10 protein-coding genes are annotated in these 12,051 nt (G+C 64.4%); 3 read left to right on the top strand and 7 right to left on the bottom strand.

Features of this window, described 5'->3' with window-relative positions; translation table 11 throughout:
• Positions 1-14 precede the first annotated feature (14 nt).
• Positions 15-389 carry a COG4315 family predicted lipoprotein gene (locus JZZ72_RS03350; RefSeq protein WP_043861550.1) on the bottom strand — a complete coding sequence of 125 codons (375 nt, stop codon included), beginning with the start codon at positions 387-389 and terminating at the stop codon, positions 15-17.
• A 147-nt stretch (positions 390-536) separates the two neighbouring features.
• Here JZZ72_RS03350 and phoB point away from each other — a divergent pair, with 147 nt between their 5' ends.
• The 3 genes from phoB to JZZ72_RS03335 all read left to right on the top strand — a co-directional run bounded on the left by phoB (position 537) and on the right by JZZ72_RS03335 (position 4,098).
• Entirely contained in the window at positions 537-1,226 is a 690-nt protein-coding gene (gene phoB, locus JZZ72_RS03345) for a phosphate regulon transcriptional regulator PhoB (protein ID WP_028942483.1), read from the top strand.
• A 142-nt stretch (positions 1,227-1,368) separates the two neighbouring features.
• Positions 1,369-2,643 carry a phosphate regulon sensor histidine kinase PhoR gene (gene phoR, locus JZZ72_RS03340; RefSeq protein WP_213085772.1) on the top strand — a complete coding sequence of 425 codons (1,275 nt, stop codon included), beginning with the start codon at positions 1,369-1,371 and terminating at the stop codon, positions 2,641-2,643.
• A gap of 114 nt (positions 2,644-2,757) precedes the next feature.
• Positions 2,758-4,098, top strand: a complete 1,341-nt coding sequence (locus JZZ72_RS03335) for a hemolysin family protein (protein WP_043861548.1) — start codon at positions 2,758-2,760, stop codon at positions 4,096-4,098.
• A gap of 6 nt (positions 4,099-4,104) precedes the next feature.
• Here JZZ72_RS03335 and JZZ72_RS03330 read toward each other — a convergent pair whose 3' ends face one another.
• The 6 genes from JZZ72_RS03330 to JZZ72_RS03305 form a co-directional block, all read right to left on the bottom strand.
• Complete coding sequence (locus JZZ72_RS03330) at positions 4,105-5,001, bottom strand: peptidoglycan DD-metalloendopeptidase family protein (RefSeq protein WP_054916463.1); 897 nt, start codon at positions 4,999-5,001, stop codon at positions 4,105-4,107.
• A 185-nt stretch (positions 5,002-5,186) separates the two neighbouring features.
• Positions 5,187-6,098, bottom strand: a complete 912-nt coding sequence (locus JZZ72_RS03325; protein WP_210014035.1) for a response regulator — start codon at positions 6,096-6,098, stop codon at positions 5,187-5,189.
• Between the two features lie 162 nt (positions 6,099-6,260).
• A complete protein-coding gene (phoU, locus tag JZZ72_RS03320; protein ID WP_043861545.1) occupies positions 6,261-7,025 on the bottom strand; it encodes a phosphate signaling complex protein PhoU in 765 nt (254 codons plus the stop codon).
• 56 nt (positions 7,026-7,081) lie between these two features.
• Entirely contained in the window at positions 7,082-7,915 is an 834-nt protein-coding gene (gene pstB, locus JZZ72_RS03315) for a phosphate ABC transporter ATP-binding protein PstB (protein WP_043861544.1), read from the bottom strand.
• Positions 7,916-7,995: 80 nt separating this feature from the next.
• Positions 7,996-9,666 carry a phosphate ABC transporter permease PstA gene (gene pstA, locus JZZ72_RS03310; protein ID WP_043861543.1) on the bottom strand — a complete coding sequence of 557 codons (1,671 nt, stop codon included), beginning with the start codon at positions 9,664-9,666 and terminating at the stop codon, positions 7,996-7,998.
• Positions 9,667-9,683: 17 nt separating this feature from the next.
• A complete protein-coding gene (locus JZZ72_RS03305) occupies positions 9,684-11,972 on the bottom strand; it encodes an ABC transporter permease subunit (protein WP_043861542.1) in 2,289 nt (762 codons plus the stop codon).
• Positions 11,973-12,051: the final 79 nt, after the last annotated feature.

The following is a 12,051-nucleotide window of genomic DNA, read 5'->3' as shown; positions in this document are numbered from 1 at the left end:
GCGCAAGGCCGGCCTCATGGCTTGGCGGCGTGCCAGACGTCCTTCATGCCGTCGCCGGTCATGTCACCGCCCTTCTTGTCCTTGACGAAGGTGTACAGCGGCTTGCCATCGTAGGCCCACTGCATCGAGCCGTCTTCGCGCTTGATCTGCGTCCACTTGCCCTCGGCGGCGTCGCCCGCCATGGCCTTGAGGGGCGGCCAGTTCTTGGCGCAGTCGTCATTGCACATGGATTTGCCGCCGGCATCCTTGTCGAAGGTGTACAGCGTCATGCCGGCAGAATCGACCAGCACGCCGTTCTTCTCCATCCCCGGCGCGGCCGCTGCCACCCCCGGCAGGGCCAGTGCTGCAACAGCAAAGAGAGCCATCCAGTTCAGCGTATGTCGTGTCATTGGATTCACCGTTTTTGGTGATGGGTGGGAGCTAAAGCCTAGCTCAGCCAAGGAATGTTGCCGCCAGGCCACACGACCTGTCACACGACTGCAATAATTCCGTTATCTAATGCGGGCCAAGACACCTTAATGGGAAGAGGTTTGAGCATGGTTGGCAGGAACATTCTGATCGTTGACGACGAGGCGCCGATTCGCGAGATGATCGCCGTTGCATTGGAAATGGCCGGCTACGACTGCCTGGAGGCGGAAAACTCGCAGCAGGCCCATGCCATCATCGTCGACCGCAAGCCCGACCTGATCCTGCTCGACTGGATGCTGCCGGGCACTTCGGGCATCGAACTGGCGCGGCGCCTCAAGCGCGATGAGCTGACCGGCGACATCCCGATCATCATGCTCACCGCCAAGGGTGAGGAAGACAACAAGATCCAGGGCCTGGAAGTCGGCGCCGACGACTACATCACCAAGCCGTTCTCCCCGCGCGAACTGGTGGCCCGCCTCAAGGCCGTGCTGCGCCGTGCCGGCCCCAGTGATGGCGAGGCCCCGATCGAGGTCGGCGGCCTGCTGCTCGACCCGATCAGCCACCGCGTGACCATCGACGGCAAGCCTGCCGAGATGGGCCCTACCGAATACCGCCTGCTGCAGTTCTTCATGACCCACCAGGAGCGCGCCTACACCCGTGGCCAGCTGCTCGACCAGGTATGGGGCGGCAATGTGTACGTGGAGGAGCGCACCGTCGACGTGCATATCCGCCGTCTGCGCAAGGCGCTGGGTGAAGCCTACGAAAATCTGGTACAAACCGTGCGCGGCACGGGATACCGGTTCTCAACCAAGAGTTGAGAACACGGCAAGCTACAAGCCTCAAGTAAGAGCAAAAGCAAACGCAGATCCGCTTCAATCTTGCAGCTTGCCGCTTGCAGCTTGCAGCGGGTCCTAAGGACCCACCGTGAACCAAAACTGGCATGGCACCCTGATTCGCCACATGCTGCTGCTGACCACCGTCTGCCTGCTGGCAGGGCTGATCAGCGGCCATTACGGCTGGAGCCTGGCCCTGGGCCTTGGCGTGTATCTGGGCTGGACCCTCAAGCAACTGCTGCGCCTGCACGACTGGCTGCGCCAGCACAAACCCGACGAGGCCCCGCCCGACGGCTATGGCCTGTGGGGCGAGGTGTTCGACAGCATCTACCACCTGCAACGCCGCGACCAACGCGTGCGCGGGCGCCTGCAGGCAGTTATCGACCGCGTGCAGGAGTCCACCGCCGCCCTCAAGGATGCGGTGATCATGCTCGACAGCGACGGCAACCTGGAGTGGTGGAACCGCGCCGCCGAGACCCTGCTGGGGCTCAAGACCCCACAGGACAGCGGCCAGCCGGTCACCAACCTGGTCCGCCACCCGCGCTTCAAGGAGTACTTCGAACAGGAGAACTACCTCGAGCCGCTGGAAATCCCCTCGCCCATCAGCGACCGCCTGCGCATCCAGCTGCACATCACCCGCTACGGCAACAACGAACACCTGATGCTGGTGCGCGACGTGACCCGCATCCACCAGCTCGAACAGATGCGCAAGGACTTCGTCGCCAACGTCTCCCACGAGCTGCGCACGCCACTGACGGTGATTGCCGGGTACCTGGAGACCCTGCTCGACAACGTCGAGGAGGTGAACCCGCGCTGGGTGCGGGCCCTGACCCAGATGCAGCAGCAAGGCGTGCGCATGCAGACGCTGCTCAACGACCTGTTGCTGCTGGCCAAGCTGGAGGCCACCGACTACCCCTCCGACAATCAGCCGGTGGCCATCGACAGCCTGCTGCAGTCGATCAAGGGCGATGCCCAGGCCCTGTCCGGCCAGCGCAACCAGCGCATCACCCTGGACGCCGAGCCGGGCGTGCGCCTCAAGGGCAGCGAGGCGGAACTGCGCAGCGCGTTCTCCAACCTTGTGTTCAACGCCGTCAAGTACACCCAGGATGAAGGCCAGATCCGCATCCGCTGGTGGGCCGACGCCCAGGGCGCGCACCTGAGCGTGCAGGACTCGGGCATCGGCATCGACCCCAAGCACCTGCCACGCCTGACCGAGCGTTTCTACCGCGTCGACTCCAGCCGCAACTCCACCACCGGCGGCACCGGCCTTGGCCTGGCGATCGTCAAGCACGTACTGCTGCGCCACCGCGGCCGGCTGGAGATCAGCAGCGTACCGGGCCACGGCAGTACCTTTACCTGCCATTTCGCCCCCGTTCAGGTGGCAACCCGCACCGTTTCCTGAGCGACCGCCCTTTAAATTTGCGCAGTCAGCCGCTACATTGGCTGACTCGCGCCAGTACCTGCTGGCATTGCCACACTCCCTTATTTCAGAAGACGGACCCCGTAAAACTCCATCATGGACCCTTCCCCTGGTATCACCCTCGCTTCACTGTTCGCCGATTTCGGCATGATTCTTTTTGCTCTGCTGCTGGTTCTGCTCAACGGATTCTTCGTTGCGGCCGAGTTCGCCATGGTCAAGCTGCGCTCGACCCGGGTCGAGGCGATTGCCGGCAAGAACGGCTGGCGCGGGCATATCCTGCGTACCGTACACAGCCAGCTGGACGCCTACCTGTCGGCCTGCCAGCTGGGCATCACACTGGCCTCGCTTGGCCTGGGCTGGGTCGGCGAGCCGGCCTTCGCGCACCTGCTCGAGCCGCTGCTGGCGGCGGTGGGCGTGCAATCGCCCGAAGTCATCAAGGGCGTATCGTTCTTCAGCGCCTTCTTCGTGATTTCCTACCTGCACATCGTGGTCGGCGAGCTGGCGCCCAAGTCCTGGGCCATTCGCAAGCCCGAACTGCTGTCGCTGTGGACGGCGGTGCCGCTGTACCTGTTCTACTGGATGATGTACCCGGCCATCTACCTGCTCAACGCCAGTGCCAACGCCATCCTGCGCATCGCCGGCCAGGGCGAGCCCGGCCCGCACCACGAGCACCATTACAGCCGCGAGGAACTCAAGCTGATCCTGCACTCCAGCCGGGGTCAGGACCCCAGCGACCAGGGCATGCGCGTACTGGCCTCGGCGGTGGAGATGGGCGAACTGGAGGTGGTCGACTGGGCCAATTCCCGTGAAGACATGGTCAGCCTCGACGCCCATGCGCCGCTCAAGGAGATCCTCGCGATGTTCCGCCGGCACAAGTTCAGCCGCTACCCGGTGCTCGACGCCGAAAGCGGCGAATTCGTCGGCCTGCTGCACATCAAGGACCTGCTGCTGGAACTGGCCGCGCTGGACCACCTGCCCGAGTCGTTCAACCTGGCCGAGCTGACCCGCCCGCTGGAACGCGTATCGCGGCACATGCCGCTGTCGCAGCTGCTGGAGCAGTTCCGCAAGGGCGGCGCGCACTTTGCCCTGGTCGAAGAGGCCGATGGCAAGGTGATCGGCTACCTGACCATGGAAGACGTGCTCGAAGTGCTGGTGGGCGACATCCAGGACGAACACCGCAAGACCGAGCGCGGTATCCTCGCCTACCAGCCCGGCAAGCTGCTGGTGCGCGGCGACACCCCGCTGTTCAAGGTCGAGCGCCTGCTGGGCGTGGACCTGGACCATATCGAGGCCGAAACCCTTGCTGGCCTGGTCTACGAGACGCTCAAGCGCGTACCGGAAGAAGAAGAGGTGCTGGAGGTCGACGGCCTGCGCATCATCATCAAGAAGATGAAAGGGCCCAAGATCGTGCTGGCCAAGGTGCTCAAGCTCGATTGACGCGCCTTACGGGTTGCCGGCGGTAAAGCTCGGCAGCCCGCCGATGGGCTGGTTGAACTGGTACGGGATCGACTCCAGCGCCAGCCCCACGTTGCGCTGCACCACGAAATGCAGGTGCGGCCCGCTGCTGTTGCCGGTGTTGCCGGACCTTGCCAGCGGCGTGCCATAGGCCACCCGCTGGCCTTCGCTGACCACCACCGACCCGCGCATCAGGTGCAGGTACACGCCCATGGTGCCGTCGGCATGCAGAATCCGCACGAAATTGCCTGCCGGGTTGGTACCGCGCCCGCTCTGGGTGTTTTCCGTCTTTATCACCACCCCTGCCCGCGCCGCGATGATCGGCGTGCCTTCGGGCATGGCGATGTCCATGGCATAGCGGCCCTTGGGGCCGAAGTGGCTGTAGGTGCCATTGGGGCCCTGGGAGAGGCGGAACGGGCCGCCGCGCCAGGGGAACGGGTAGCGATAGGCCTGGGTGCGCTGGGCGGGGTTGCCCAACGTGTAGTTGAACTGCTCGCGGTAGCTGACCGGGGTACCGGGCTTGCGCGCACCGAGGGCAGTGAGCAGCAGCGTGGAACGGGCCGGTACCACCCGCCGGACGATGCGCGGCGCCAGGTTCTGCACGTTGCCCAGGCGCTCCAGGCGCAGTTCCACTTCGACCGGGGCGTGCAGCTCGTTGCGGGCACTGAAACGCACGCCGTCGGCGTACTTGCTGACCTGCAACTGCACCTGCTGGCCCAGCTGCTCGACCATGCGATCACGGAACACCAGTGCGCGAGCGCCGGGGCTGGGGCGATCGGAATAGGACACCACGCCGTCGGCGTCGGTGTTCTTGTAGATGGTCATGGCCCAGCTCGGGCCGGCAGCCAGCAACAGGGCGCAGAACAGCAGCAGGTGTGGCGGCATCGGTAGTGGCCATCTGACAGGTTAGCTGTGAGCAAGCCTAGCAGGGGAATATGGAGGGCGTGTTGCGGGGAGTGATGCGGGGTATGGCAGGCGATCAGTGGTGTGTCCTTCGCCGGCAAGGCCGGCTCCTACGGCTGTAGGAGCCGGCCTTGCCGGCGAAGAGGCTGCGAGCAGCAAAGGGCCTGTCAGGCCCCCGGCACGAAGTGCTTGAGCGCCGTACCGCGGGCAATCAGCCGCGACAGGTAGTCGAGCTTCTGCGCATCCTGATCGACAAAGCGGAAGGTCAGCTGCAGCCAGTCGCTGTCCGGCTTGGATTCCACCGCCACCACCGCATGCAGGTACCCGTTGAGCCGCGCGATCTCGGCATTGTCGCCCTGCTCCAGGTCCAGCACCGCGCCTTCCAGGATCTGCGGCAGCACTTCGCCACGGCGTACCACCAACAGGGCTTCCTTCAGGCTCAGAGCCTTGATCACGCAGGCCTGGTTGCCGCTGGACAGGCGCAGCTGGCCCTGTCCGCGGCCCGCCGGCGCCGCCGCCTTGGCCGCGCCCGGTTGCGGCGCATTGATCAGTGGCTTGGCCGTCGCCACCGGGGCCGCGGCTGCAGGGGCGGCCGGGCGCACGGTCTCGGCCTTGCCGCCGGTCAGGGCCGACAGCGAATCATTGGCAAACGCGGAGGTGGCGCGGGTGGGCGCACTGGCCATCAGGGTATCGAGCTTGCCCAGCTTGGTCAGCGCCTTCTTCACCTTGGTCAGCAACTGCTCGTTGGTGAACGGCTTGCCGACAAAGTCCGACACACCGGCCTGGATCGCCTGCACCACGTTTTCCTTGTCGCCACGGCTGGTCACCATGATGAACGGCATGGCCTTGAGCGCTTCGTGCTGGCGGCACCAGGTCAGCAGCTCCAGGCCCGACATCTCGGGCATCTCCCAGTCGCACAGCACCAGGTCGAAACGCTCGCGCTCCAGCAGCACCTGGGCTTTGCGACCGTTGACCGCGTCCTCGATAACCATGCCGGGGAAGTAATTGCGCAGACACTTTTTCACCAGGTCACGGATAAACGGCGCGTCATCCACGACCAGAACACTGACTTTACTCATCGCCACTCCTTCAAGACCCGGCTAGCATAACGTTGACTGATGGCCATTTGCCAAGACTTCGCTCATGCCGGGGCTCCGTCAAATCATTCGCGGGTGCGTGCTGTTGCGCTGCCGCAAACGAAAACGCCCGGCCAAGGCCGGGCGTTCATTCTCGGGGCAGTCCTATTTATCGTCAGGTTTGCCCGGAACATTAGCTTTTTCGCCGTTGCCGTTGCCCTCGACTTCTTCCTTCATTCGCTTCAGGCCCAGGTGACGCACGTCGGTACCGCGCACCAGGTAGATCACCAGCTCGGCGATGTTGCGCGCGTGGTCGCCGATGCGCTCCAGCGAACGCAGCGCCCAGATCACGCTCAGTACCCGCGAGATCGAGCGCGGGTCTTCCATCATGTAGGTCACCAGCTCGCGCAGGGCGGTCTTGTACTCGCGGTCGATGGTCTTGTCGTACTGCGCCACCGACAGCGCCAGCTCGGCATCGAAGCGGGCAAAGGCGTCGAGCGCGTCGCGCACCATGTTGCGTACCTGGTCGCCGATGTGACGCACCTCCACGTAGCCGCGCGGCGACTCGCCTTCTTCGCACAACTGGATGGCGCGGCGGGCGATCTTGGTCGATTCGTCGCCGATGCGCTCCAGGTCGATCACCGACTTGGAGATGCTGATGATCAGGCGCAGGTCCGACGCCGCCGGCTGGCGCCGGGCCAGGATGCGCACGCACTCCTCGTCGATGTTGCGTTCCATCTGGTTGATCTGCTCATCGACTTCGCGCACCTGCTGGGCCAGGCCCGAATCGGCCTCGATCAGCGCGGTGACGGCGTCGTTGACCTGTTTCTCGACCAGGCCGCCCATTGCCAGAAGATGGCTGCGAACCTCTTCAAGTTCGGCGTTGAACTGCTGGGAGATGTGATGGGTAAGGCTGTCTTTGTCGATCATGAGAAATCCTTGGCGCGTCCGGTAAGTGCTGTCAGGCGGCGTTCAATCGTTGAATCCTAGCCATACCGACCGGTGATGTAGTCTTCGGTCTGCTTCTTCGCCGGGTTGGTGAACAGGGTGTCGGTGTCACCGTATTCCACCAGCTTGCCCATGTACATGAACGCGGTGTAGTCCGAAACCCGCGCGGCCTGCTGCATGTTGTGGGTCACGATGACGATGGTGTACTTGGACTTGAGTTCGTAGATCAGCTCTTCGACCTTGAGCGTGGAAATCGGGTCCAGCGCCGAGCACGGTTCGTCGAGCAGCAGCACCTCAGGCTCCACCGCGATGGTACGGGCGATCACCAGGCGCTGCTGCTGGCCGCCGGACAGGCCCAGGGCCGAGTCGTGCAGGCGGTCCTTGACCTCCTCCCACAGTGCGGCACCCTTGAGTGCCCACTCCACGGCTTCATCCAGTACACGCTTCTTGTTGATGCCCTGGATGCGCAGGCCGTACACCACGTTTTCGTAGATGGTCTTGGGGAACGGGTTGGGCTTCTGGAACACCATGCCCACGCGGCGGCGCAGCTCGGCCACGTCCTCGCCCTTGCGGTAGATGTTGTTGCCGTCGAGGTTGATCGCGCCTTCCACCCGGCAGCCGTCGACCAGGTCGTTCATGCGGTTGAAGGTGCGCAGCAGGGTCGACTTGCCGCAGCCCGAGGGGCCGATGAAGGCGGTCACGCGCTGCTTGGGAATGTTCAGGCTGACATCGAACAGCGCCTGCTTCTCGCCGTAGAACAGGCTCAGGCCCGGCACTTCGATGGCCACGGTCTCGTCGGCCAGCTGCAGGCTCTGCTTGGTGCGACCCAGGGCGGACATGTCGATGCCGTGGGTGTGGGATTCATGCTGCATGGTAAGACTCCATACGCTATCAATTTCGTTTCATCGTACCGCCCGGCACAACACACGGGCGGCGCTTGCAATAAGGGGTATCAGCTGTCCAGCGCCTTGTACTTCTCGCGCAGGTGGTTGCGTATCCATACCGCCGAGAGGTTGAGCGTGGCGATCACCATCACCAGCAGCAGCGCCGTGGCGTACACCAGCGGCCGCGCGGCCTCGACGTTGGGGCTCTGGAAGCCGACGTCGTAGATGTGGAAGCCCAGGTGCATGATCTTCTGGTCCAGGTGCAGGTACGGGTAGTTGCCGTCCACCGGCAGCGACGGCGCCAGTTTCACCACACCCACCAGCATCAGCGGCGCCACCTCGCCCGCGGCACGGGCCACGGCCAGGATCATGCCGGTCATCATCGCCGGGCTGGCCATCGGCAGCACGATCTTCCACAGCGTCTCGGCCTTGGTCGCACCCAGGGCCAGCGAGCCCTCGCGCACGGTCCGCGGGATCCGCGCCAGGCCTTCTTCGGTGGCCACGATCACCACCGGCACCGCCAGCAGCGCCAGGGTCAGCGAGGCCCACAGCAGGCCCGGGGTACCCAGGGTCGGCGCCGGCAGTGCTTCGGGGAAGAACAGGTGGTCGAGCGAGCCGCCCAGCACGTACACGAAGAAGCCCAGGCCGAACACGCCGTAGACGATCGCCGGCACGCCGGCCAGGTTGTTCACCGCGATGCGGATCAGCCGGGTCACCGGACCCTGGCGGGCATATTCACGCAGGTACACCGCCGCCAGCACGCCGAACGGGGTGACGATCACGGCCATGATCAGGGTCATCATCACGGTGCCGAAGATCGCCGGGAAGATCCCGCCCTCGGTGTTGGCTTCACGCGGGTCGTCGCTGAGGAACTCCCACACCTTGGCGAAGTAGGTGCCCAGCTTGGTGAAGTTGTTCATGGCGTTGGGCTGGTAGGCGTGCACCACCTTGTCGAGGTTGATCTCGACTTCGCGGCCATTGCCGTCACGGGCCACCAGGCTGTCGCGGCTGAAGTCCTGGTGCAGCTTGCCCAGGCGGTCCTCGATGGCCTTGTAGCGGTTGTTCAGCTCGGCGCGCTCGGCATCCATGTCGGCCTGCGCTACAGGGGTCAGCTTGCCTTGCAGTTCCAGCTTGCGGGCTTGCAGACGCAGGCGCTCAAGGCCATGGTTGATCGCACCGATGTCCTTCTTCTCGAGCTTCTGCAGCTCGCCGGCCAGGCCGGCAGCACGCTTGAGGCGTGCCTGCAGCTCGTTCCAGGCGGCCTGCCCTTCGGCAACCACCTTGCCGTTTTCCTTGACGCTGACCAGGTAGCCGTAGAAGTTGCCCCACTCGCGGCGCTCCAGGGCGATCAGGTCGACCGGCTTCTGCTGGTCCACCAGCCAGTCGCCGACCACCCAGGTGAAGTCACTGCCGTTGAGGTCACGGTTGCCGACCTTGATCAGCTCACGGGTCATGAACTCCGGGCCGTTGTCGGGTACCGGCAGGCCGGCCCCCTTGAGGCGTGCCAGCGGCACCTCTTCCTTCTGCACCACTTCGCCGATGACGATGTGGTTGGCCTGGCCCGGCACGTTGTAGCTGGCCTGGATCAGGTCGGCCGGCCAGAAGTGCGCCAGGCCGCGCACGGCGATCACGGAGAGCAGACCGATGGTCATGATCACCGCGATGGACACCGCGCCACCGCTTATCCAGACGCCGGGGGCGCCGCTCTTGAACCAGCTCTTGAGGGAATCCTTTTTCACGGATCTCTACCTTTCTATCAAAGCGACGAGTATTTCTTGCGCAGACGCTGGCGAATCAGCTCGGCCAAGGTGTTCATCACGAAGGTGAACATCAGCAGCACCAGCGCGGCGAGGAACAGCACGCGGTAGTGGCTGCCACCGACTTCCGATTCGGGCATCTCCACCGCGACGTTGGCCGCCAGGGTGCGCATACCTTCGAACAGGTTCATTTCCATGACCGGGGTGTTGCCCGTGGCCATCAGCACGATCATGGTTTCACCCACTGCGCGGCCCATGCCGATCATCAGCGCCGAGAAGATGCCCGGGCTGGCGGTCAGGATGACCACGCGGGTCAGGGTCTGCCACGGCGTGGCGCCGAGTGCCAGCGAGCCCAGGGTCAGGCTGCGCGGCACGCTGAACACGGCGTCCTCGGCAATCGAGTAGATGTTCGGGATGACCGCAAAGCCCATGGCGATACCGACCACCAGGGCGTTGCGCTGGTCGTAGGTGATGCCCAGGTCATTGGTGATCCACAGGCGCATGTCGCCGCCGAAGAACCAAGTTTCGAGGAACGGGCTCAGGGTCAGCGCGCCCCAGCCGGTGAACAGGATCACTGGGATCAGGATCGCCGCTTCCCAGCCATCCGGCACACGCAGGCGGATCGACTCCGGCAGGCGGCTCCAGATGAAGCCGGCCAGCAGGATGCCGAACGGCATCACCACGAACAGGCTGAACACACCGGGCAGATGCCCTTCCAGGTAAGGCGCCAGGAACAGCCCGGCGAAGAAGCCGAGGATCACCGTGGGCATCGCCTCCATCAGCTCGATCACCGGCTTGACCTTGCGGCGCATGCCCGGGGCCATGAAGTAGGCGGTGTAGATCGCTGCGGCAATCGCCAGCGGTGCGGCCAGGATCATCGCGTAGAACGCGGCCTTGAGCGTACCGAAGGTCAGTGGCGACAGGCTCAGCTTGGGCTCGAAGTCGGTGTTCGACGCGGTGGACTGCCAGACGTACTTGGGCTCGTCGTAGTTCTCGTACCAGACCTTGCTCCACAGCGCGCTCCAGGACACTTCCGGGTGCGGGTTGCGCAGGCTGGCCGGGATCAGCTTGCCGCCCTCTTCGACGAACAGGCGGTTGGCCCGTGGCGACAGTGCCAGCACGCCGGCGCCTTCGGCCATCGGCTCCACCAGCAGGGTGCGGTGCGCGGTGCTGTGGAACACGCCGAGCTTGCCGCTGGCATCCAGTGCCACGAAGCCCTTGCGGCGCTCTTCGGCATCGATCTGCACGATCGGCGCCTTGCCCATCTGGAAGGTACGAATCTGCTTGAAGCGCTGCTCGCCGTCCGGGTCGCGGGCCATGAACCACTGAGCCAGGCCACCCTTGGAGTCACCGATGATCAGCGAGATGCCGCCCACCAGCTGGGCGCTGGCGGTGACTTCGGCATCGGCGTCGTCGAGCAGCTTGTAACGACCGTTGAGGCTCTTGTCGCGCAGGCTGAACACATCGGCCTGGGCCCGCCCGTTGATCACGTACAACCACTGCTGGCGCGGGTCGATGAAGATCGCCTTGACCGCCTCGGTCATCTGCGGCAGTTCGATGTGGTTCTGCTCGCTGGTGACTTCGCCGGTCATCATGTTTTCTTCGCGGCTCAGTTGCAGTACCTGCAACTGCGCACCGCTGGAGCCGGCCACCACCAGGGTGTCGCCATTGACGTTCAGGCTCACGTGCTCCAGCGCACGGCCCGAATCGCCGAGGGCGAACGGTTGCTGGCCATAGGGGTAGTCGATGGCCGGGGTGATGGTCTTGTGGTTGTCCGGGTAGGTGATCTTGTAGCTGTGGCTGAACACCAGTGCCTGGCCGTTGGACAGGCCCAGCACCACCAGCGGGTTGCCCGGCTGGTCGGCGCCGATCGAGGTCACCTGGGTGCCGGCCGGTACCGGCAGGTCGACACGCTTGAGCTCGGCACCGGTCTTGGTGTCGAAGAACAGCGCCTGCCCCTTGTCCGAGACGCGCATGCCGACCAGGTTCTGCTCTTCGAGCGCGATCATCAGCGGCTTGCCGGCGTCCTGGGTCAGCCAGGCCGGGGTCATGGCCTTCTTGGTGGTCAGTTCGGCGCCTTGAAACAGCGGCACCACCACGTAGGCCAGGTAGAAGAAGATCAAGGTGATCGCCGCCAGCACGGCGAGCCCGCCCACCAGTACATACCAGCGGGTCAGGCGGTCCTTGAATGCACGCAGGCGACGCTTGCGTTGCAGCTCGGGCGTATTGAAATCAATCCGCACGGGGGGAGAATTTTGGGTCATGGTGGAGTTGGCCAGATCATTCATGCGCTCACCCTAGCGGTCCCGTATGACAAAAACATGACAATGCAGTGACGCAAAAAAGCCCGCCGCTCAGGCATGCCTG

The sequence above is a fragment of the Pseudomonas palmensis genome, assembly GCF_017848315.1.
GTDB classification, from domain to species: Bacteria; Pseudomonadota; Gammaproteobacteria; order Pseudomonadales; family Pseudomonadaceae; genus Aquipseudomonas; species Aquipseudomonas palmensis.
This window is presented reverse-complemented; position numbering and strand designations above follow the sequence as displayed.

What these genes read in the sequence shown, in the direction of transcription:
- JZZ72_RS03305 (WP_043861542.1), bottom strand. Translation starts at nt 11,972, where the DNA reads ATGAATGATCTGGCCAACTCCACCATGACCCAAAATTCTCCCCCCGTG.
- pstB (WP_043861544.1), bottom strand. Translation starts at nt 7,915, where the DNA reads ATGCAGCATGAATCCCACACCCACGGCATCGACATGTCCGCCCTGGGT.
- phoR (WP_213085772.1), top strand. Translation starts at nt 1,369, where the DNA reads ATGCTGCTGCTGACCACCGTCTGCCTGCTGGCAGGGCTGATCAGCGGC.
- JZZ72_RS03350 (WP_043861550.1), bottom strand. Translation starts at nt 389, where the DNA reads ATGACACGACATACGCTGAACTGGATGGCTCTCTTTGCTGTTGCAGCA.
- phoU (WP_043861545.1), bottom strand. Translation starts at nt 7,025, where the DNA reads ATGATCGACAAAGACAGCCTTACCCATCACATCTCCCAGCAGTTCAAC.
- JZZ72_RS03330 (WP_054916463.1), bottom strand. Translation starts at nt 5,001, where the DNA reads ATGCCGCCACACCTGCTGCTGTTCTGCGCCCTGTTGCTGGCTGCCGGC.
- phoB (WP_028942483.1), top strand. Translation starts at nt 537, where the DNA reads ATGGTTGGCAGGAACATTCTGATCGTTGACGACGAGGCGCCGATTCGC.
- JZZ72_RS03325 (WP_210014035.1), bottom strand. Translation starts at nt 6,098, where the DNA reads ATGAGTAAAGTCAGTGTTCTGGTCGTGGATGACGCGCCGTTTATCCGT.
- JZZ72_RS03335 (WP_043861548.1), top strand. Translation starts at nt 2,758, where the DNA reads ATGGACCCTTCCCCTGGTATCACCCTCGCTTCACTGTTCGCCGATTTC.